The sequence below is a fragment of the Marichromatium bheemlicum genome, assembly GCF_012276755.1.
GTDB lineage: Bacteria > Pseudomonadota > Gammaproteobacteria > Chromatiales > Chromatiaceae > Marichromatium > Marichromatium bheemlicum.
Window position 1 is genome coordinate 98,454 of the sequence record NZ_JAAXKX010000004.1, and the last position, 20,277, is coordinate 118,730.

At 65.2% G+C, this 20,277-nt stretch carries 19 protein-coding genes and 1 tRNA gene; 11 read left to right on the top strand and 9 right to left on the bottom strand.

Going from position 1 to position 20,277, the window contains the following annotated elements:
* Positions 1-91: 91 nt before the first annotated feature.
* Both HF203_RS04690 and HF203_RS04695 read left to right on the top strand, forming a co-directional pair.
* Positions 92-313, top strand: coding sequence for a hypothetical protein (locus tag HF203_RS04690; RefSeq protein ID WP_168667093.1), 222 nt, complete (start codon positions 92-94; stop codon positions 311-313).
* A gap of 68 nt (positions 314-381) precedes the next feature.
* Entirely contained in the window at positions 382-1,245 is an 864-nt protein-coding gene (locus tag HF203_RS04695) for a tetratricopeptide repeat protein (protein WP_168667095.1), read from the top strand.
* Positions 1,246-1,440: 195 nt separating this feature from the next.
* Here HF203_RS04695 and HF203_RS04700 read toward each other — a convergent pair whose 3' ends face one another.
* Entirely contained in the window at positions 1,441-2,100 is a 660-nt protein-coding gene (locus HF203_RS04700; RefSeq protein WP_168667097.1) for a class I SAM-dependent DNA methyltransferase, read from the bottom strand.
* Positions 2,101-3,428: 1,328 nt separating this feature from the next.
* Between HF203_RS04700 and HF203_RS04705 the strand changes: the two genes are divergently transcribed.
* Positions 3,429-3,755, top strand: a complete 327-nt coding sequence (locus HF203_RS04705; protein WP_168667099.1) for a hypothetical protein — start codon at positions 3,429-3,431, stop codon at positions 3,753-3,755.
* Here HF203_RS04705 and HF203_RS04710 read toward each other — a convergent pair.
* From HF203_RS04710 to HF203_RS04725, 4 genes are all read right to left on the bottom strand, one after another.
* Positions 3,707-4,357 (bottom strand): protein-methionine-sulfoxide reductase heme-binding subunit MsrQ, encoded by a 651-nt coding sequence (locus tag HF203_RS04710; RefSeq protein WP_168667101.1) that lies wholly within the window; start codon positions 4,355-4,357, stop codon positions 3,707-3,709. The two genes, HF203_RS04705 and HF203_RS04710, sit on opposite strands and share 49 nt — an antisense overlap.
* Entirely contained in the window at positions 4,357-5,283 is a 927-nt protein-coding gene (gene msrP, locus HF203_RS04715; protein WP_168667103.1) for a protein-methionine-sulfoxide reductase catalytic subunit MsrP, read from the bottom strand. Before msrP ends, HF203_RS04710 begins: the two co-directional genes overlap by 1 nt.
* 821 nt (positions 5,284-6,104) lie before the next feature.
* On the bottom strand, positions 6,105-7,022 hold the full coding sequence (locus HF203_RS04720; RefSeq protein ID WP_168667105.1) for a bile acid:sodium symporter family protein: 918 nt from the start codon (positions 7,020-7,022) through the stop codon (positions 6,105-6,107).
* A 37-nt stretch (positions 7,023-7,059) separates the two neighbouring features.
* Positions 7,060-8,340, bottom strand: coding sequence for a bifunctional O-acetylhomoserine aminocarboxypropyltransferase/cysteine synthase (locus HF203_RS04725; protein WP_168667107.1), 1,281 nt, complete (start codon positions 8,338-8,340; stop codon positions 7,060-7,062).
* 177 nt (positions 8,341-8,517) lie between these two features.
* On the opposite strand from HF203_RS04725, the gene HF203_RS04730 reads away from it, so the two are divergent.
* The gene (locus tag HF203_RS04730; protein ID WP_168667108.1) at positions 8,518-9,372 is read left to right on the top strand and encodes a pentapeptide repeat-containing protein; all 855 of its coding nucleotides are present in this window, start codon (positions 8,518-8,520) and stop codon (positions 9,370-9,372) included.
* 61 nt (positions 9,373-9,433) lie between these two features.
* Positions 9,434-9,655 carry a hypothetical protein gene (locus HF203_RS04735; RefSeq protein ID WP_168667109.1) on the top strand — a complete coding sequence of 74 codons (222 nt, stop codon included), beginning with the start codon at positions 9,434-9,436 and terminating at the stop codon, positions 9,653-9,655.
* A 12-nt stretch (positions 9,656-9,667) separates the two neighbouring features.
* On the opposite strand, the gene HF203_RS04740 is transcribed toward HF203_RS04735, so the two are convergent.
* On the bottom strand, positions 9,668-10,348 hold the full coding sequence (locus HF203_RS04740; RefSeq protein ID WP_343043881.1) for a lytic transglycosylase domain-containing protein: 681 nt from the start codon (positions 10,346-10,348) through the stop codon (positions 9,668-9,670).
* A 780-nt stretch (positions 10,349-11,128) separates the two neighbouring features.
* Between HF203_RS04740 and mepK the strand changes: the two genes are divergently transcribed.
* Positions 11,129-11,656 carry a peptidoglycan L,D-endopeptidase MepK gene (mepK, locus tag HF203_RS04745; RefSeq protein WP_168667110.1) on the top strand — a complete coding sequence of 176 codons (528 nt, stop codon included), beginning with the start codon at positions 11,129-11,131 and terminating at the stop codon, positions 11,654-11,656.
* Between the two features lie 110 nt (positions 11,657-11,766).
* Here the strand turns inward: mepK and HF203_RS04750 are convergent, their stop codons facing one another.
* Positions 11,767-13,599 carry an RNB domain-containing ribonuclease gene (locus tag HF203_RS04750; protein WP_168667111.1) on the bottom strand — a complete coding sequence of 611 codons (1,833 nt, stop codon included), beginning with the start codon at positions 13,597-13,599 and terminating at the stop codon, positions 11,767-11,769.
* A 211-nt stretch (positions 13,600-13,810) separates the two neighbouring features.
* Here HF203_RS04750 and ygfZ point away from each other — a divergent pair, with 211 nt between their 5' ends.
* Complete coding sequence (gene ygfZ, locus HF203_RS04755; RefSeq protein WP_168667112.1) at positions 13,811-14,851, top strand: CAF17-like 4Fe-4S cluster assembly/insertion protein YgfZ; 1,041 nt, start codon at positions 13,811-13,813, stop codon at positions 14,849-14,851.
* A gap of 21 nt (positions 14,852-14,872) precedes the next feature.
* Here ygfZ and lysS read toward each other — a convergent pair whose 3' ends face one another.
* Together lysS and prfB are read right to left on the bottom strand one after the other, a co-directional pair.
* A complete protein-coding gene (gene lysS / locus HF203_RS04760) occupies positions 14,873-16,402 on the bottom strand; it encodes a lysine--tRNA ligase (protein ID WP_168667113.1) in 1,530 nt (509 codons plus the stop codon).
* 17 nt (positions 16,403-16,419) lie between these two features.
* Positions 16,420-17,518 (bottom strand): peptide chain release factor 2 gene (gene prfB / locus HF203_RS04765; protein ID WP_168667114.1). Its coding sequence is split into 2 segments (ribosomal slippage): positions 16,420-17,442 and positions 17,444-17,518, totalling 1,098 coding nucleotides; the frame shifts between segments, so codons are not numbered across the junction.
* 328 nt (positions 17,519-17,846) lie between these two features.
* Here prfB and HF203_RS04770 point away from each other — a divergent pair.
* The 4 genes from HF203_RS04770 (at position 17,847) to HF203_RS04785 (ending at position 20,173) form a co-directional block, all read left to right on the top strand.
* Entirely contained in the window at positions 17,847-18,572 is a 726-nt protein-coding gene (locus HF203_RS04770) for a transposase (RefSeq protein ID WP_168667116.1), read from the top strand.
* Positions 18,569-18,955 carry a cupin domain-containing protein gene (locus HF203_RS04775; protein WP_168667118.1) on the top strand — a complete coding sequence of 129 codons (387 nt, stop codon included), beginning with the start codon at positions 18,569-18,571 and terminating at the stop codon, positions 18,953-18,955. Before HF203_RS04770 ends, HF203_RS04775 begins: the two co-directional genes overlap by 4 nt.
* 123 nt (positions 18,956-19,078) lie before the next feature.
* On the top strand, positions 19,079-19,966 hold the full coding sequence (locus HF203_RS04780) for an alpha/beta fold hydrolase (RefSeq protein ID WP_168667120.1): 888 nt from the start codon (positions 19,079-19,081) through the stop codon (positions 19,964-19,966).
* A gap of 132 nt (positions 19,967-20,098) precedes the next feature.
* A tRNA-Val gene (locus HF203_RS04785) sits at positions 20,099-20,173 on the top strand.
* The last annotated feature ends 104 nt before the right edge of the window (positions 20,174-20,277 follow it).

Consider the following 20,277-nt stretch of genomic DNA (forward strand, 5'->3'; position numbering starts at 1 on the left):
GCCCAGCGCTCCACCACAACCTCGGGCATCATCACCGAACCGCACCCATATCCCGTACAATTGGCCGAAAGCGTCAATCCCAGAAAGACCCATGACCGACACCCCATCCGCCATCACCCGTCTCTACCAGCAGTGCGAACCTACCGAATCGCTCTTGCCCGATGATGACCGCTGGGTGGATTTCGATGACGTACGCGGCGAGGACAACGTCGTCGAGCTGTATGCCCGCAGCCTGCGCCGCGCCAAACCCGGCCACTGCGACTACAAGCTCTTCAAGGGTTCTCGCTCCAGCTCTGCACCTGCGACTCCCTGATCACACGTGACCGGCTGATCGAGAACCTCGATGCCTCACTACCGGGGACGACCGTCCACCGCATCGAGTTGCCCGATCCCGACGAACTGGAACCCATCGACGCCGTCGCCGAACTCAGCCCACCAGGCCCGGTCATGATCGTCGGCCTGGAGACGCAGCTTGTCGACGAAAAACGCACCGAGCGCCTGTCCAACGCCCTCAACCTGAGTCGTGGCGACTGGCCCAGGCGCGTACCGGTCGCGGTCGTCATCTGGCTCCCTCGCCGTCTCCTCGGCCGTCTGACCGCCAGTGCACCGGACTTCTTCGACTGGCGTAGCGACACCCTCGACTTCCCCGAACTGACCACCGACCAGACACGCACCGTCGCCCCCCGCGACTGGCAATGGGGCATCGATCCCCGCCTCACCCGCGAGGAACAGGACGAACGCGTGCAAGAACTACAGGCCCGACTTGCCACCACCGGCGACAACGACGACGAACGCATCTGCCGTCACCGTCTGGAGTGGTGGGACGAGTTAGCGGAACTGAAACGGGTTCGTGGGGATCTCGACGAGGCGTTGCGCATCCGCACAGAAGAACAACTCCCCGTCTTCGAAAGACTCGGCGACGTCCGCGAGAAGGCCGTCACCCAAGGTCAGATCGCTGACATCCTTCAGGCGCGCGGCAACCTCGATGAGGCGCTGCGCATTTTGACGGAAGAAGTTCTCCCATCCTTCGAAAGACTCGGCGACCTCCGTTCATTGCTGGTCTGTCGCGCAAAGATTGCCTTGGCCTTGCTGCAACGAAACACGCCCACCGATCGCGCCTCGGCCAACAGGCTGCTCTGCATCGCCCTGTCCGCCGCGCGGCAGATACGTATTCCCGAGGCCGGACAGATCGAACAGATCCTGCAACACCATGGTCTGACCTGCGACCAGGATACCGCCCCCTGATTCCACCCACCCCGCCTCTCCCGTACTCTCCCGTAGGGTGGGCAAAGCGCAGCGTGCCCACCCTGTACGCACCAGCAATCAAGGAGCAGCGGCAAGACCGACACACGCCGATCGCGATCGCGAACGCGACGCGGCGGCCTGTGACCGATGCCGGACATCGGCCACTGGCCTTGGCGAATCAATCGCCTGGGACGATTACTTCACGCGGAAGATGTCGAAGATGATCGCCTGGTCGTCACCAAAGTCCTGGTGGCCGGGGATGTAGGGCTGGGGCTCGGAGTGATGGACGTGGGTCCAGTGGCCTTGGTCGGTGAGCGCGCCGAGGGCCTGTCTGTAGGCGTCGTCGTAGAGGTCGACACGGTGGCTGAGCTGGACGATGCCGCCGGGCTTGACCACGCGATGGAACTCGCGCATCAGCCCGGCCATGTTGTCGATATAGGTCAGGGTGCCGATGCACTGGGCGGCGGCGAAGTGGTTGTCGGCGAAGTCCAGCGGCTTGTTGAGGTCGACGCGCGCCAGCTCGGCGTAGCAGTTGCGCGCCTCGGCCTTCTCCAGCGACTTGGGGGAGTAGTCGACACCGGTGATCGCGGTGTAGCCGAGCTTGCCCAGGTGCAGCCCGGTCAGGCCCACGCCGCAACCGGCGTCGAGGATCGGGTGCGTGGGATCGATGTTGTGCGACTTGATCGCCTCGGCGGCGAGGCGCGGGGCCTCGTAGCCCATCGACGTCAGGTCGTCCTCGTAGGTCTCGGACCAGCTGTCGTAGTACTGCTCGAGTTCGTTGAGCTTGGCTGCGGTCACACCGATCAGCTTGTGCACATCACGACCAGCCTGATTCATGGATTGGGAGTCTTTCATGGTTTCTCCTGTTGTGTTTTGGCAAGCACGAAATGCACTCGCCATGGTGATTGCCTCGCACTGGGGAGGAGCAATGAATACCCATTCCTGACATTCTCGGACGACGGGCTTTACTTCATTTCGCTAGGGTGTTCCTCAAACACATTGAAACTGTTGCCTTACCGGCCCCTGGGGCAGGGCTATCGCATCAAGCACCCCTAATATTCGATTACGCTAATATTAGATATAATTCAAAGCGATAGGGGGTTCTGCACTCGTTGCTTAAGACGAGGTTTCGCCGAGGGCTCGCTTCTTGGCGCCATGATCAAGACGAAGCCTCGCTCCAGTTGCGGATCTTGTCTTGCACAGTCCGAGATCTTTCGTGGGAATAAGGACGGAGTTTCGATGCACGATGGCGACAATAGACTGATATCAAAAGATATTGGCATCTTATAATATTAGAGATCCTTGATGCGATAGCCCTGGCCCCTGGGGCTCTCCGGAACCACGCCTTTGTTGGTTCCTGAAACGGCGCACAGGCGCCTGCAGGCACACGATAAGCGCGCTGCTCCATGGCACATGGCAGAACGACCATGTACGCATTGATATCCGATGACGATTTGCTGGGCTCACCACCCGCTTGCCGGATGGTCACAGGCTGTGATGTTGCGCGGGCTCTGCCGCCTGGCCAAGGCCAGAACGCCAAGACAAGACGCGCGTTCACACCTGTCGACAGGTCGCGGCGGCCCCACCCGATCAATGCCGAGAGCGGTCGACGCGAGGGATGTGCGCAATAAAGCGCAAATGAATCGAGCGTTAATTAAGGACCGTGCTTCTGCAGATTATGTGCAGCAACGCCTCGGCCCTCGATCTACATGAACATGCCCAGGATGGGCGATATCGGTCACGAACAGACGGGGCACAAAGATAGGCGCTGTCGTCATTGATCGACGAGGGACAGATGACTCGACAGCGCGATCCGTCGCAGGCCATGGCGTTTCGTCTTCAGGTCATCAACCGATGACTTGCAAGAACCATCCTGGACACTCGATGTGTTTTCCATGATACAGGTTGATTCGATGAATACAAGGGGGCTTACGGGAAGCGACCGTCAATTCCACCCTATCCCTCTGTTTCATTTGCGCGTTTTCCAGATCGAACACCCTGAAGAAGGCCATCGCCCCGATTGGTTTCGAGACCACCAGATGTGGCCGAAGACGGCCCTGGAGGTGATCAGGGGCGCCTCGGCAAGGCCCGGCACCAAGCGACAGCGGGACCACGACCAGGGTTTACCCGCCGCAGAGGCATCCCTAGACTGAGACGACCCCTGTCCCCAGAGCCAACACACCATGCACGATACCTCCGCCGCCACCCACCAACTGATCGAGGACTGGACCCGGTTGCAGACCGGCACCATCGAGCCCGAGCGGCTCGCCCGACTCGATCGCGATCACCCGGAATGGCGCTGCCAGGCCGCGACCCTGGTCGCCGAGAGCCTGTTCGCCTACATCACCCTGGAGATGGTGGCCCCGGATCTCGCCTATCGGCATCGCGACCAGCCCGAGCACGAGCCCGAGGCCGGCGAGATCGATGCCCGGCTGGGCGCACACCTGCTCGACTTCCTCGATTATCGCGACGAACTCACCGAGCGCCGCGCCACCGCCGGGGCGGACTGAACCCAGGCACGCCGCCAGCGCCCCCAAGGCAGCCGCAGCGCCAGCAGCACGCCGAGGATGACGGCATAGATCAGCGGCTCGCGCAGATCGGCCTTGACCAGCCAGAGGAAGTGCAACACCCCGAGCACCCCGATCAGATAGACGGCGCGGTGCAGCCGCTTCCAGTTGCGCCGCAGCCGACGCTGCCAGCCACGGGTCGAGGTCAGCGCCAGCACGCTCATCAGCACCAGCGCCACCATGCCGACGATGATGTAGGGCCGCTCGGTCAGGTCCTCGACGATCACCGGCCAGTCGAGCGCGCGGTCGAGCCACAGATAGACCAGCAGATGGAGCATGCCGTAGAAGAAGGCGAACAGCCCCAGCATGCGCCGCAGCCGGATCGGCCAGGGCCGCCCGAGGGCACGGCTGAGCGGGGTCAGCGCGAGGGTGAGCAGCAGCATCCGCAGGGTCCACAGCCCGCTGCGATGGAGCAACGTCTCGACCGGGTTGGCCCCCAGCGCCAGCCCACCACCGAGCCCCTGCGCCAGGGTCAGCGCCAACGGCAGCAGACAGAGCAGGAAGACCCCGGGCTTGGCCCAGACCACCCAGTCGCGCCCGGCCATCAGTAAAAGCGCCTCAGGTCCATGCCGGCATAGAGCCCGGCGACCTCCTCGGCATAGCCGTTGAACGGCAGGGTCTCGCGCCGCTTGGCCAACCAGCCGTCACCGATCATGCGGTGGCTCTTCTGGCTCCAGCGCGGATGGTCGACGGCGGGATTGACGTTGGCATAGAAGCCGTACTCGTCGGGTTGCATCCTGTTCCAGGTCGCCGGCGGCTGCTCGGCGGTGAAGCGGATGCGTACGATCGACTTGATGCTCTTGAAGCCGTACTTCCAGGGCACCACCAGCCGTAGCGGCGCGCCGTTCTGGTTCGGCAGGGTCTCGCCATAGAGCCCGGTGGCGAGCAGCGTCAGCGGGTGCATCGCCTCGTCGATACGCAGCCCCTCGCGATAGGGCCAGTCGAGCACCTGGCGACGCTGACCGGGCATCTGCTCGGGGTCGAACAGGGTCTCGAAGGCGACATAGCGCGCCCGCGAGGTCGGCTCGAAACGCGCCAGCAGCTCACCGAGCGGGAAGCCGACCCAGGGGATCACCATCGCCCAGGCCTCGACACAACGCAGCCGATAGATGCGCTCCTGCTGATCGAACCCGCTGAGCATGTCCTCGATGCTGATCTCGCCGGGACGCGCGCACTCACCGTCGACCACCACCGACCAGGGCCGGGTGCGCAGCCGATGGGCATGCGCCGCCGGATCCCCCTTGTCGGTCCCGAACTCGTAAAAGTTGTTGTAACCGGTGACGAACTCACGCGGGGTCAGAGGTTCGTCCTCGCCGGGACGTGGATAGGTCGAGGCGACGGCGCCGAGCGGCGCCAGCGCCGCCGCGCCCACCCCCAGCGCGGCACCCTGGATGAAGGTACGACGCGCGCGCCACACCTCCGGCGGGGTGATCTCGGAGGACGGGATATCGGCAGGCTTGCGAATCAGCATGACGGAGGCTCCTCGGGTCGTCACCCACCGCCGCCGACGCCCCCGCCACGCCCACCCCGTCAAGGGGTTAGACACCCATAGAGCAGTAGCTTCGAGCGATCCGGCAACCGATGGAAGGATCTCCTCGAGGTGGGGCAAACACCTCCCCCGCGCAAGCCCTCATCCTCGATCGAGGATCATCAAAAACTTACAAGCCGTTGATAATCAAAAAACCGCAAAGACACAAAGGACGCGAAGGGGGAAAGAGCTTCCAGCGATCAGCCTCCAGCCGCCAGTGGCGGTCTGTCCTCGACAACTGGCGCAAGGCGCAGCGTGCCTATTGAAGATCGCGCTACCGCCGAGTACAGCTCCCACTGGCGGCTGACGACTGGAGGCCGGAGGCTTAAAACCCCTTTGCGTCCTTGGTGTCTTCGCGGTTCGAGTCAGCGGCCAACCGTAGGTTGGGTTGCCCGCTCCACCCCGGCGACATAACCTCACCCCAGGACGGGCAACCCAACATCGACAACGACGCGGCGTTGGGTTGCCGTCGGCAACCCAACCTACGTCCTGACCTGAGCCGTCAGCTGACGGCTGACGGCACTCCTCTCCTTCGCGTCCTTAGCGCCTTTGCGGTTCGAATCAGCGTCCAGCTGGGAAGGCTGGCGCGTATGATCGGCGGTTGACGGGCAAGACGGTATCTTCGCGGTTCAAGCGTCGAAGGATAGGCAAAGCGCAGCGTGCCCATCGAAGGTCGCGCTGCCGTCGAGTACGGCGCCCGCTGGAGGCTGACGACTGGAGGCTGGCGGCTTAACCCCCCTTTGCGCGCTTTGAGCCTTCGTGGTTCAAGCCCCAGACGGCGGCGGCCGCCGCGACCACCACCCGGCGAGCAGCGCGCCGGAGAGGTTGTGCCAGATCGAGAACAGCGCCCCGGGCAGTGCCGCGGCGGTGGAGAAGGACTTGATCGCAAGTGCCACGGCGAGCCCTGAGTTCTGCATCCCGACCTCGATCGCCAGGGTCCGGGCCCGTGCCTCGCCCTGCCCCAGCAGGCGCGCCAGCGTATAGCCCAGGCTCAATCCGGTGAGGTTGTGCAGCACCACGGCGAGCGCGACCAGTGGCCCCAGGGTGAGGAGCTGGTCGTGATTGAGCGCCACGATCACCGCGATGATGAACACGATGGCCGCCACCGAGATCAGCGGGAAGACCCGTTCGAGCATCGCCACCCGCGCCCCCAACAGCCGGTTGACCAGCACCCCGAGGGCGACCGGCACCAGCACGATGCGCAGGATCGACCAGAACATGTCGAGGGCGGGGACCGCGACCCGCTCGCCGACGTAGAGCAGGGTGAGCACGGGCGTGAGCACCACCGCCAGCAGGGTCGAGACCGTGGTCAGGGTGATCGAGAGCGCGAGATCACCGCGCGCCAGATAACAGATGACGTTGGAGGCGGTGCCACCGGGGGCGGCGCCGACCAGCACCAGCCCAGCGAGCAGTTGCGGCGGCAGGCCGAGGGCGAGTCCGATCCCCCAGGCGGCGAAGGGCATCAGCAGGTATTGTAATGCCACGCCCAGACCGATAACCCCGGGACGACGCAGCACCGCGGTGAACTGCCCCGGGCTCAGGGTCGCACCCATGCCGAACATCACCACCCCGAGCAGCGGCACGATGCCGGGCTTGAGCGCGGCCAGGGGATCTGGAAAGGTGAGCGCAAGCAGGCTCGCAGCCAGCGCCCAGAGCGGAAACAGTGAGGTGATCCGTGCCATGACAGGGACGCCCCGCGACAAACGCGGGGCGAACGGATCAACCCGCCGAGGCGGCCAGGGCCTGGTCGAGATCGGCGATGATGTCGTCGATGTGTTCGATGCCGATCGAGAGTCGGATCAGGTCCTCGCTGACCCCAGCGCGCGCCATCTCCTCGGGCGAGAGTTGACGGTGGGTCGTCGTCGCCGGGTGGCAGGCGAGCGTCTTGGAGTCGCCGATGTTGACCAGCCGCACGGTGAGCTTGAGCGCGTCGATGAAGCGCGCCCCGGCCTCACGACCGCCCTTGATGCCGAACGAGAGGATGGCGCTGGCCTTACCGCCGTCCATGTAACGCTGGATGAGCGGGTAGTCGGGGTTGTCGGGCAGCCCCGCATAGCGCACCCAGGCCACACGCGGGTGGTCCTGGAGATACTGGGCGACGGCCAGGGCGTTGTCGCAGTGACGGTCCATGCGCACCGCCAGGGTCTCGATACCCTGCAGCACCAGGAAGCTGTTAAAGGGCGCGAGCGCCGCGCCCATGTTGCGCAACGGGACCACCCGGGCACGGGTGATGAAGGCCGCCTCACCCATGTCCTGGGTGTAGACCACGCCGTGATAGGACGGATCGGGCTCGTTGAGCATCGGGAAGCGCTCAGCGTGCTCGGCCCAGGGGAACTTACCCGAGTCGACGATCATCCCGGCGATGGTGGTACCGTGACCGGCCATGTACTTGGTCAGGGCGTGCACCACGATATCGGCGCCGTGCTCGAAGGGACGGTGCAGATAGGGCGAGGGCACGGTGTTGTCGACGATCAGCGGCACGCCGTGGGCATGGGCCATGTCGGCCATCGCCTGGACGTCGGCGACGTTGCCGGCGGGGTTGCCGATCGACTCACAGAACACCGCCTTGGTCTTGGCATCGACCAACGCGTCCATGGCGGCAATATCGTTGGGGGCGGCGAAACGCACCTCGATGCCGAGACGCGGCAGGGTGTGGGCGAACAGGTTGTAGCTGCCACCGTAGAGTCGCGACACGGCGATGATGTTGTCACCGGCCTGGGCCAGGGTGAAGATGGCGTTGGTCACCGCCGACATACCGGAGGCGAAGGCCAGCGCACCGATCCCGCCCTCCATCGCCGCGACCCGGCGCTCGAGTACGTCATTGGTGGGGTTCATGATCCGGGTATAGATGTTTCCCGGGACCTTGAGGTCGAACAGATCGGCGCCGTGCTGGGTGTCGTCGAAGGCGTAGCTGGTGGTCTGGTAGATCGGGGTCACCACCGACTTGGTGGTGGGATCGGGTTCGAACCCGGCATGAATGGCAAGAGTTTCGAGTTTCATGGCGCTTCCTGTTGGATGGTCTCGTGAATCGACCACGAGCGACGGCCGCCATCGGTCGCCGAACCAAGAATCTTATCCGCGCGATCGACGGCCTGTCGATCGGCCCGGTGCGGCGCGGGAGGCGCCGACAGGCCCAGACCCAACCATCAACGACACGGATCAGGAGGAGATCCCGGCATGATCGAAATCAGACACCGCGACAGTGGCGACGTACTGGCAGAAATCGACCGTGACAGCCTCGCCGGCGCCGATCTGCGCGACATGCGCCTCGACGGCGCCGACCTCTCGGGGCTCGACCTCAGCGGCGCCGACCTCAGCGCCAGCGACCTGGTCGGCGCTCGACTGCACGGCAGCTGTCTGCGCGAGGCGATCCTGGTCGGCGCCCAGCTGCGCGCGGCCGATCTCGCCGAGGCCAATCTGGTGCGAGCCCGGCTCGGCGCCGATCGGCCATCGCGGGCGGCGATGCTCAACGCCGCACGACTGGCCGGAGCCGACCTCACCAGCGCCGATCTGCGCAACGTCGAGCTACGCCAGGCCGATCTCGCCGGCGCCACCCTCGCCCACGCCGATCTGCGCGGCGCCGACTTCCAGGGCGCCAACCTGGTTCGGGTGCACGCCCATCGCGCGCTGTTGATCAAGGCCAATCTCACCGAGGCCGATCTCAGCGGCGCCGACCTACGCGACAGCCACCTCAACGACGCCAACTTGGTACGCGCCCGACTGTGCGCGGCCGACCTCGGCAGCGCCTTCGATGACGGCTTCACCGTGCTCAATCTCGCCAACCTCGAGGAGGCGAACCTACACGGCGCCAGGCTCTCCCACGCCTCGGCGCAGGACGCCAACTTCCGCTATGCCGATCTCAGCGACGCCGACCTCAGCGACGCGGTGCTCGGTGGCGCCATCCTCCATCGCGCCGACCTCACCAACACCGATTTCACCGGGGTGGAACTGGCCAGCGTGACCCTGGAGTTCGCCAACGTCTCCAAGGCGCGCAATGCCCAGGTCCCCTCCTACAAGAAGAATCTTCGCTAACCTCGCCCCGCGCCCGGACGGGCGTGGGGCGCGTCACACGCGCGCCACCAGGAGGATCCGTATGCCGTACTTCGTCTATCGCATCACCACGCAGCCACTCAGGCTCGAACACCTCGACACCTTCACCCGCTATCAGGACGCCCGCGCCCTGGTCCGTGCTCGGCGCCAAGCCACCGACGCCCCACCCGGGAGCGACTATCGGTTGATCTTCGCCGCCCAGCAGGCCGAGGCCGAGCGCCTGCTCTCGACCCCGCGCGATGAGCGGGTCATCGGCGAGGACTGAACCGCCGCGCGCTCAACCACCCTCCCCGGGCACGCTGGAGATGGTCACGTGCACCGGGCGCTCGGCACCCAGATACCGCAGCACCTTGCGCACATAGGCCTGGGTCTCGGCATAGGGGGGGATGTCGCGCCCGTGCTTGAGCACCGCGCCCTCACCGGCGTTGTAGCCGGCCAGGGCGAGGCGTAGGTCGTTATCGAAGAGATCGAGCAGATCGCGCAGATAGGCCGCGCCGCCGCGAATGTTGTCAGCGGGATCGAAGCTGTCGGCAACCCCGTAACGGGCCGCTGTCGCCGGCATCAGTTGCATCAGGCCCTGGGCGCCGACCGGCGAGACGGCGCGGGGATCATAGGCCGACTCGGCACGGATCACCGCATGCAGCAACGCCGGCGAGAGCCCGTAGCGACGGGCATTGGCCGAGATCAGCGCGGCATAGACGGCCCGCCGCTCACGCAAGACCCCAGGCAGCGGCGCGGCGCGTTCGATCCGCAGACGTGCGGCACTCGAGGAACGATTCTCGGCGGCAAGCTGGCGCGAGTGCCGATGCCACAGCAACCGATACTGCCCCCCTTCGAGTTCGACATCGGTGAAATAGATGTTGCCGTGGGCATCGGCGTACTTGTAGACATCGGCCACGCCGACACCGCAGCTCCCCCACGACACCACCCAGAAGGCTAAGGCCAGGGTGCGTTCCACCCCACGTCGAAAGACCACACCGCTTGATTTATCAGCGTGTTGCGTCGGCATCATGCGTCCCCTCGAAGTGGATTCTGCGGTCATTACCGCACCCCGTCGGCGTCTGCAATTGGCCACTAATCAGCACGATATCGTGGCACTCATCACCAGGCATGAAACGACATTCTCGCCGGCCATTCAACCACGACCGTTACAGCGCCTTTTCCAGCCACCACAATATCTTTTTAAAACAAGTGTTAAAGCGCATTCAACAGCGCTGCTTTTTATCATACACAGGCATTCTAAAAATTATTCCAAAAGACGCCTTCAAGCTCCTGAAAAACCGTCTAGCACGCCCACCAAAACATCAACAAAAACAAACAAAAACAGCGCGTTAAAGAAAAAACCGAGACACCAAAAAACGCCCCTGAACAGTTTTCATAAAAGACTTCAAGAACGACGGCGACGTGCTTTTGACAAATCACTTAATCTATTAAAAACACATTAACAAAACAATTAATAACAACACGTTGCAAAAAACACTTAAAGCTAGTTGTCAAGTTTTACAATAATCACTATTAGGCAAATAGCATTTGACTCAATCACGCCAAAGGATATAATGACCAACCCATGGATCGGGGTCATGCACAGGCTGTCAACGCCGCCTTTGAGCAGACTCACCATTCCATATCGCTCGAGCGTCAAGCGCCACCCTGCCATTACACGCAGCGCGCACCCGGACGCCCCGGGCGAAGCATATTCGCCACGTCATCCGTTCAACGTCATGTACCGGGGGGGAACATGAACAGACGCCATTTCCTGGGGCTCGCCCTGTCGACCGCTGCAGCGCCCGTATTCGCCAGGACGCCGGCCGAACGACCACGGGTGCTGTCCCTGCACCATCTGCATACCAATGAGAAGATTGCAGTCACCTACCGCATTGGCGACCGCTACCAGCGCGAGGGGCTGAACAAGCTCAATCACTTCTTCCGCGACTTCCGCACCAACGACGTCGTCGCCATCGACCCGCAACTCTTCGACATCCTCTACGACGTCAAGCTGCGCCTCGGCGACCCCGATGCCACCTACCAGATCCTCAGCGCCTATCGCTCGCCACGCACCAACGCCATGCTGCGACGGACCTCGAGCGGCGTGGCCAAGAAGAGCCTGCACATGACCGGACAGGCCGTCGACGTACGCTTCCCCGATCTCTCGATCCGTCATCTACGCGATACCGCCGTGGCACTCGGACGCGGCGGCGTCGGCTACTATCCGCGCTCGAACTTCGTCCACCTCGACACCGGAACGGTACGGCGCTGGGGCGCCTGAGCCCGGTGCTGCACGTCGGCCGGCATGCACCGGCCGACCACTCGATGCCCCCGCGCCTCATCGGCACGAAGCCATAACGTTCGCAAGGGTATACCCGAATCCCCGGGCGCTCAACCGAGGACGCGGAAGCTCGCGCTGAGTTCGGGCAGGTCGATGTTGGCGACGGCCAGGCGCAAGGTGTCGTTGAGCGCCGGGCGTTCACGGGTGCGCACCCGCGCCTCCAGCGCCAGCTCGGGCACCAGCACCACCACCTTGCGCTCCTCGACGGCCACCACCACGCCCTCGCCCCGCCAACCGGGGTTGTCACGCAGATAGACCAGCTTCCAGTGCTGATTGGAGAGCCGCTCGCCGCGCCGGGCCGCGACCGCGCCCAGCTCCGCCTGCGCGGTACGCTCGGTCACCTGCTCGCGATCGAGCGGTCGCGCCCCGGTGAGCCAGGCCCGTAGCTGTTGATGGACCAGCAGATCGGAGTAACGACGCAGCGGGCTGGTGGCGCGGGTGTAGAGCGCCAGCCCCAGCCCGGCATGGAGGTCGGGCTCGCACAGCAGCCGGGTCGGTTTGAAGCAACGCCGCCGCGCGTACATGCTGGCCAGGTCGGTGGCCTCTTCGGCCGGGTCCGGCGGCACCTGGGTGGCGAAGGGGATCGCCAGGTTCTGCTCGAGACAGACCCGTGCGGCGGCCTCACCGGCCATCAGCATCGCATCGGTGACCAGCTCACGGCTCTCGAGTCGGGGCAGCGGACGGATCACCACCCGACCCTCCTCGACCCGCACGTTGACCTCCGGCAGCGCCAGCCGCGTTGCACCGTTGGCCTGGCGGCGGGCATGGAAACGCCCGATCGCGGCCCGCAACGCGTCAAAGGGGGGCTGGTCGAGACGACCTTCCACCTCGCCATAGGTCAGTCGCTGCACCCGCACCCAGCTGCGCGCTACCTCGATGTCGTACAGCTCGCCCTGCGCATCGCAGCGAAAGCCGAAGGAGAGCGCCGGCGAGACCGGCTGCAGTCCCAGCCCGAGCCGCGTGGTGGTCTCGCCCGGAAGCATCTTCACCATCCGCTCGGGCAGATAGAGGTTGGCACCACGGGTCCGCGCCTCGAGATCGAGCGGGCTGTCGGGGCCGACCAGGGCGGCGACATCGGCGATGTGCACCCAGATGCGATCACCCTCGAGACTGAGCGCATCATCCGGATCCTCGTTGCCCTCGTCATCGATGGCGAAGGCCTCGAGATGGGTCAGGTCGAGACGCGGCTCGTCCTCGTCGAGCGCCGGGACCGCGAGCGCGGCATCCTTGGTCGAGACCCCGCGCCGCGCTGGGTGGGGGTTGTGGTTGGGCGGCCAGTAGGCGACCTCGACCAGGGCACGATGGGCGTGTTCCGGGGTCTGCGGATAACCGAGCGCCTCGAGGATACGGCTGCGCTCGGTCTGCGCCAGCGCCAGACGCTCGACCTCGGCGAGGCGCGGACGATCCTCCGGGGCGGGGGCCGCCGCGCGCATGCGTTCGAGGAAGGCCTTCCAGTCACGCTCGGCGGCGGCCTTGGCCTCGCGCTCGGCGCGCTCGCGCTCGACCTCGGCACGCGCCTGCACCTCGATGCGCTCCGGGGTACCGCGAAAACGCAGCCCTTCGGCCACCAGCAGCCAGCTCGCCCAGGCGCTCGCCGGGGTGAACTCGGCAAAGGCCAACTCGGCAAGGTCGGCGAGCGTGGTCACCTCTCCCTCGAGCAGTTCCCAGGCCTCGTCGACTGCACCCTCAGGGGCGACCGTCAGCTCCCCGAGCGAGCGCAACGGCCCCGGGTGCAGCAACACGATGTCTTTGGGACGCACGCGTTTGGTGCTGCCGCCGTCGAGCTGGATCTCGATCTTGTCGCCGACGCCGAGGACGCGGGCCGGATGGGTCTTGTAGAGCACCAGACTGTCTACGGGCGGGGTCGCTTGATATCTCGACAAGGCGCTGTTCTCTCCATATGGACAGGGCGGCGACGCACGCCGGCGTCACCCCCCCTTCGGGTTGATGGGTCGTGGCGATGGGGATGACCGTGTACCCGGGGCGCCCCCCGACAGGCACAGCGCCATCGGGGTTGTCCCGAGGTGGCTTCGGTCGCATAAGGATTAGCAAGTTCCCGCGTAGAGACCAAAGGTTCCAAGGTAGGTATTGACGATGACGCAATGGCGAGAGTTTCTCGACACCCGCGGCGCCCGGTTCGACGAACACGGCCAGGCCCACTTCCCCGAGCACAACCACACCCCCGGTTGCCGGCTGTTCGCGCTCACCCAGCTCGACACCCTGCTCGTCAGCGGTGAGGATGCCGCCGACTTCCTGCAGGGGCAGCTCACCAATGATGTGCGTGAACTCTCCGCCGAACACAGCCAGCTCACCGCACTCTGCACCCAAAAGGGACGGGTGCTCGCCTGTGGTCGGCTGCTCGCGCTCGATGCCACGCGCGCACTGTTGCTGCCGAGCGAACGGGTCGAGGCCGCGCGCGCGCAACTGCAACGCTACGTGTTGCGTAGCCGCGTACGACTCGAACGTGCAGGTGAGCAGCTGCTCGCGCTCGGGCTGGGCGGCACCGAGGCGCCCACGCTGCTCGAACAACTCGACCTGAGTGCCCCGGCACAGGCCAACGCCCAGCGCACCCACGACGGGGTGAGCGTCATCACCCTGCCCGACGCCACGCCACGTTATCTGCTGCTCGCCGCCGGCGAGCGCGTCCGTGGCCTGTGGGACGCCCTGGCCGCGCACGCCACGCCAAGCGACGGCGCGATCTGGCGACGGCTCGACATCCGCGCCGGGCTGCCCAGCGTCTACGCCGCGACCGCCGAGGCCTTCATCCCACAGATGCTCAATCTGCAACTGCTCGACGGGGTGAGTTTCCACAAGGGCTGTTATACCGGACAGGAGGTCGTGGCCCGAATGCAGCACCTCGGTACGCTCAAGCGCCGCATGTACCGCGCCACGGTCGAACTCGCCGCGGAGATGACACCGCCACCGAGCCCGGGTGACGTCCTGTTCGCTGCGGCCAGTCGCTCCAACCAGGCCAGCGGCCGGGTGGTCGATGCCGCACCACATGGCACCGGACGCTACGAGCTGCTGGTCGTGCTGGAGACTGCGATCGCCGAGCACGGCGAGGCGCGACTCGGCGAGCACGGGCCAGTGCTGGAACTCCACTCCCTGCCCTACGCCCTCGAGCCGGGGGCCTGAGGCACGGTCGACGACGACGGCTCAGGCCGCCGGGCCCCGTCCCTCGGGGCGCATGTGCGGGAACAGCAGCACGTCGCGGATCGAGGGGGCGTCGGTGAACAACATCACCAGCCGATCGATGCCGATACCCTCGCCCGCGGTCGGCGGCATGCCGTGCTCGAGCGCGCGCACATAGTCAGCGTCGTAGTACATCGCCTCCAGATCCCCGGCCTCCTTCTCGGCGACCTGCTTGCGGAAGCGCTCGGCCTGGTCCTCGGCGTCGTTGAGCTCGGAGAAACCGTTGGCCAGCTCGCGCCCGCCGACGAAGAACTCGAAGCGATCGGTGACGAAGGGGTTGGCGTCGTTGCGCCGCGCCAGCGGCGAGACCTCGGTCGGGTACTCAGTGATGAAGGTCGGGTCCATCAAACGATGCTCGGCGGTGTGTTCGAACAGCTCGATCTGCACCTTACCCAGGCCCCAGGTCGGCTTGAGCGCGATGCCCAGGCCCTCGGCGACACGCCGTGCAGCATCGAGGTCGTCGATGTCGGCGGCGGTAAGCGCGGGGTTGAAGTGGAGGATGGCCTCGCGCACCGTCATCCGCGCAAACGGCTTGCCGAAGTCGTAGGTCGCGCCCTGGTAGTCGATGGTCGTGCGCCCCAGCACCTGCTCGGCCATCGCCCGCAGCATCGCCTCGGTGAGATCCATCAGGTCATGGTAATCGGCATAGGCCTGATAGAACTCGAGCATGGTGAACTCGGGGTTGTGTCGGGTCGACAGCCCCTCGTTGCGGAAGTTGCGGTTGATCTCGTAGACCTTCTCGAAACCGCCGACCACCAGCCGCTTGAGGAACAGCTCGGGGGCGATGCGCAGGAACAGATCCATGTCGAGCGCGTTGTGATGGGTGATGAAGGGACGCGCCACGGCGCCGCCCGGGATCACCTGCATCATCGGGGTCTCGACCTCGAGATAGCCGCTGGCGTTGAGATAGTTGCGGATGAACTGCACGATCGCGGTGCGCACCCGGAAGGTCTCACGGGTGGTGGGATTCATGATCAGGTCGAGATAGCGCTGACGGTAGCGGCTCTCCATGTCGGTGAGACCGTGGAACTTCTCCGGCAGCGGGCGCAGCGACTTGGTCAGCAGCCGCAGGCTCTCGCACTTGACCGACAGCTCCCCGGTGCGGGTGCGAAACAGCACGCCCTCGACACCGAGGATGTCGCCGAGATCGAGGTCGCGCTTGAAGGCTTGGTAGGCCTCGGTGCCGAGCTGGTCGCGCTGCACGAACAGCTGGATGCGACCGCTCATGTCCTGGATGTGGGCGAAGCTCGCCTTGCCCATCACCCGACGACTCATCAGCCGGCCACCGAGACGCACGCGCACCGGCTGCGCCTCGAGGCCCTCGCCGTCGACCTCGGCATAGCGCTCGAGCAGCTCGCCGGCCAGGGCATCACGACGGAAATCGTTGGGGAAGGCCACCCCCGTCTTGCGCAGCTCGGCGAGCTTCTCGCGCCGCTGCGCGATCAGCTTGTTGTCGTCGGCTTCGGCAACGGGCTGTTGTGCCTGTTCGGTCATCTGGGTCTCCGGGTTCGTCACAGGCCGCTCTTGAGGCTGGCCTCGATGAAGGGGTCGAGGTTACCGTCGAGCACCGACTGGGTGTTGCCGATCTCGACGCCGGTGCGCAGATCCTTGATCCGCGACTGATCGAGCACATAGGAACGGATCTGGCTGCCCCAGCCGATGTCGGACTTGGTCTCCTCCAACGCCTGCTGACTGGCCTGGCGCTTCTGCATCTCCAGCTCATAGAGCTTGGCGCGCAGCTGCTTCATCGCCTGATCCTTGTTCTTGTGCTGCGAGCGATCGTTCTGGCACTGGGTGACGAGACCGGTCGGGTTATGGGTGATACGCACCGCCGACTCGGTCCGGTTGACGTGCTGACCGCCGGCACCACTGGCACGATAGACATCGATGCGCAGGTCGGCGGGGTTGATCTCGATATCGACGGTGTCGTCGATCTCGGGGGAGACGAACACCGAGGCGAACGAGGTGTGACGGCGGTTACCCGAGTCGAACGGCGACTTGCGCACCAGTCGGTGGACCCCGGTCTCGGTACGCAACCAGCCGAAGGCGTACTCGCCCTCGAACTTGATGGTGGCCGATTTGATACCCGCCACCTCACCGGCCGAGGCCTCCATCAGCTCGGTCTTGAAACCGCGATGCTCGCCCCAGCGCAGATACATCCGCAACAGCATCTCGGCCCAGTCCTGGGCCTCGGTGCCGCCGGATCCGGCCTGGATATCGACGAAGGCATTGTTGGCATCCATCTCGCCGGAGAACATGCGCCGGAATTCGAGGTCGGCAACGCGGGCCTCGTAGCCGGCGAGATCGGACTCGAGCGCGGCAACGGTATCGGCATCCTCTTCCTCGACGGCCATCTCCAACAGGTCATCGGCATCAGCCAGTCCCGAGGTCAGCTCGTCGATGGTGATCACCACCGCCTCCAGGGTGGCGCGCTCGCGTCCGAGCGCTTGGGCGCGCTCGGGCTGGCTCCAGACATCCGGGTCCTCGAGTTCGCGTAGGACCTCGGTCAGGCGTTCTTGACGGTTGTCGTAGTCAAAGATACCCCCTAAGGGACTGCAGGCGTCCCTTCAGGTCATTGATCTGCGAGGCGATCGGATTGATATCGAGCATGCAAGGCTCCGTCGGGTAAAACCCGTCATGATAATTCGTCAGGCCAGCGCGGCGCCACCCCGGCAGAGCCTAGGGGACGCCTTGCAGCCTACCGCGGCGCTCGTGCAGCAGTACACCACAGGGCACCGACCGAGGCGCCGAGACCATAACAGGCCGACCCGATCGATCCGGCCCTGCCGCACAGACCTCAAGGGTCACTCAGTCTATTCAGCAACATGCAGACTTCGCGCCACTCAGACCCCGAGATCGGGTCCTGTCGTCGGCCTGCAATCCAGCGCCAGCTGACTATACTTCAAGGTAAGGCAATCAACCGGATCCGACCCTAGCCATGGCACGTCTTCCTCGATTCGTCCTGCCCGGTTACCCGCAGCATGTCATCCAGCGTGGGAACAACCGTCAACGCATCCTCTTCGAAGAGGATGACTATTGGTTCATCTGGGAGAAGCTCAAGGCTGCGACCGAGAAGTTCCAGTGCTCGATCCACGCCTATGTCTTGATGCCAAACCATTTTCATTTGTTGCTGACCCCGCATCAGGACAATGGCATCGGCAAGCTCATGCAGTACGTCGGGCGCTACTACGTCCAGTACTTCAATGCCCGCTACGAGCGTACCGGCACCCTCTGGGAGGGACGCTACCGCGCCACCCTGCTCGACCCCAAGGAATACCTGTTGCCGGTCTCCCACTATATCGAGGCGAACGCGGTACGCGCCGCCCTGGTCGAGCATCCAGCCGCATACGGTTGGTCGAGCTATGGGGCCAATGCGCTCGGCGAGGACGACCCGCTGACTAGCCCGCATGCCGAGTACAACCGGCTCGGACGCAGCATGAAGGCCCGACGCGAGCACTATGCCCGATGCGCCGAGACCCCGGTCACCGAGCCACTGCTCGGACAGATCCGGGACGCCACCAACAAGGCCTGGGTGCTCGGTGACGACGCCTTCTGTACCCGTATCGCCGGCGCCCTCAACCGGCGCCCTCAACCGCGACCGCGTGGCGGTGACCGCCGCTCGGCGGCCTATCGTCGACGCGCCCAAGCGGCATCGATGCGATGAGCGCAGCAATCGAGATCCACCGCCCCGATCCCGGGGCGGAATATTTCTTCGCCGAGGGCTGTTTCATCCTCGAGACCTGGAACCGGCACGACGACCCTGAGGTCTCGATCGCCCGCGCCCGTCTCACCCCAGGGACCACCACCCGATTACATCGCCTGGTTGCAACCACCGAACGCTACTTGATCCTACAAGGGAGTGGCCATATCGCCCTCGACGACGGCACCGATCGGTACGTCGGCCCCGGCGATCTGGTACACATCCCCGCCGCCGCCCCCCAGCGCATCACCAACAGCGGCGAGACCGATCTGGTGTTCCTCGCCATCTGCACCCCACGCTTTCGCCCCGAGGCCTATCAGGACATCGACCCGGCGCCACACGACTGACCGCCTTCGTCCCGGGCCAGACACCATTCGTCGAGCGCGGTCATGTCGCCGACGGCGCCAGCGATCACGCTGCGATCGCCACCCAACGCCCCGTCAACCCCACAGCAGACACCCCGGAATGCGATGAACACCCCCACCCCACGCGATCGGCAGCTCACCCTGAGCGACGGACGTCAGCTCGGCTATACCGAGTACGGCACCGCACACGGCCGCCCGGTCTGTTACTGTCACGGCTTTCCCAGTTCGCGCCGCGAGGCGGGGCTGCTGCACCAGGCGGCGCGACGCCAGGGCATTCGTCTGATCGCCCCTGACCGCCCCGGTTACGGCCTCTCCAGCGACCAGCCAGGACGCGAGATCCGTGACTGGCCGGCCGACCTCGCCGCCCTCGCCGATCGGCTCGCACTCGATCGCTTCGACCTCATCGGGGTCTCCGGTGGCGGTCCCTATGCCCTGGCCTGTGTCGAGGCCCTGCCGACCCGGGTCGGACACTGTCTGCTGGTCTGTCCGCTCGGCCCCATCTACCTCGATCCGGTACGCCGTGCCATGGCCCCCGGGGTGCGTCTCAGCCTATCGTTGGCACGGCGCATCCCATGGCTCACCGAACGCATCTACACCGGCCCGGTACCGGCACTGCTTGCCGCACGTCCCGAGCTGGTCGCGCGGCTACGCTATCGCAACGCTGCCGCACCCGATCGCGCGGTGCTCGATCGCCCCGAGGTTACCGCCGCACTCGATCGCACGATCGTCGATGCAATGTGCAACGGCGCCCCGGGGGCGCGCCGCGATCTGCATCTCTACCCCCGGCCCTGGGGATTCGACCCGACCGGGATCGACCGCACCATCACCCTCTGGCACGGCGATACCGACAACACCGTCCCACTCGCCCACGCCCATTGGTATGCGCATCATCTGCCCGCCTGTCGCGCCCGGATCCTCCGCGGCGAGGGCCACTACTCGTTACCGGTCCGCCACGCGCTGACCCTCCTCCAGGCCCTGGCCGAGCACGATTGAGCCGCCCCCTCGTCCCTCGTAGCGCCCGAGGCCAAGCGCACGCCGGAGCACGGGGGCCAGACCATTGCGAAAAAAATCGTCATCGGGGGTTGACGGGCGCCGAGGGGGACATTAATATTTGCAGCCTCTTCGGGGCGCATAGCTCAGCGGGAGAGCACTGCCTTCACACGGCAGGGGTCGGTGGTTCGATCCCACCTGCGCCCACCATATCCGCAGACAAAAAAGCCGGCAACAGCCGGCTTTTTTTGTGTCTTCCACACTCCCACCTCCGTCACTGCTTACCCGTCATCCAAGATCGCCAGAGGGACGGG

Excerpts from the sequence above, each read along its gene's own strand:
- HF203_RS04690 (WP_168667093.1), top strand. The coding sequence starts at position 92 with ATGACCGACACCCCATCCGCCATCACCCGTCTCTACCAGCAGTGCGAA.
- HF203_RS04700 (WP_168667097.1), bottom strand. The coding sequence starts at position 2,100 with ATGAAAGACTCCCAATCCATGAATCAGGCTGGTCGTGATGTGCACAAG.
- HF203_RS04705 (WP_168667099.1), top strand. The coding sequence starts at position 3,429 with ATGCACGATACCTCCGCCGCCACCCACCAACTGATCGAGGACTGGACC.
- HF203_RS04710 (WP_168667101.1), bottom strand. The coding sequence starts at position 4,357 with ATGGCCGGGCGCGACTGGGTGGTCTGGGCCAAGCCCGGGGTCTTCCTG.
- msrP (WP_168667103.1), bottom strand. The coding sequence starts at position 5,283 with ATGCTGATTCGCAAGCCTGCCGATATCCCGTCCTCCGAGATCACCCCG.
- HF203_RS04720 (WP_168667105.1), bottom strand. The coding sequence starts at position 7,022 with ATGGCACGGATCACCTCACTGTTTCCGCTCTGGGCGCTGGCTGCGAGC.
- HF203_RS04725 (WP_168667107.1), bottom strand. The coding sequence starts at position 8,340 with ATGAAACTCGAAACTCTTGCCATTCATGCCGGGTTCGAACCCGATCCC.
- HF203_RS04730 (WP_168667108.1), top strand. The coding sequence starts at position 8,518 with ATGATCGAAATCAGACACCGCGACAGTGGCGACGTACTGGCAGAAATC.
- HF203_RS04735 (WP_168667109.1), top strand. The coding sequence starts at position 9,434 with ATGCCGTACTTCGTCTATCGCATCACCACGCAGCCACTCAGGCTCGAA.
- mepK (WP_168667110.1), top strand. The coding sequence starts at position 11,129 with ATGAACAGACGCCATTTCCTGGGGCTCGCCCTGTCGACCGCTGCAGCG.
- ygfZ (WP_168667112.1), top strand. The coding sequence starts at position 13,811 with ATGACGCAATGGCGAGAGTTTCTCGACACCCGCGGCGCCCGGTTCGAC.
- lysS (WP_168667113.1), bottom strand. The coding sequence starts at position 16,402 with ATGACCGAACAGGCACAACAGCCCGTTGCCGAAGCCGACGACAACAAG.
- HF203_RS04770 (WP_168667116.1), top strand. The coding sequence starts at position 17,847 with ATGGCACGTCTTCCTCGATTCGTCCTGCCCGGTTACCCGCAGCATGTC.
- HF203_RS04775 (WP_168667118.1), top strand. The coding sequence starts at position 18,569 with ATGAGCGCAGCAATCGAGATCCACCGCCCCGATCCCGGGGCGGAATAT.
- HF203_RS04780 (WP_168667120.1), top strand. The coding sequence starts at position 19,079 with ATGAACACCCCCACCCCACGCGATCGGCAGCTCACCCTGAGCGACGGA.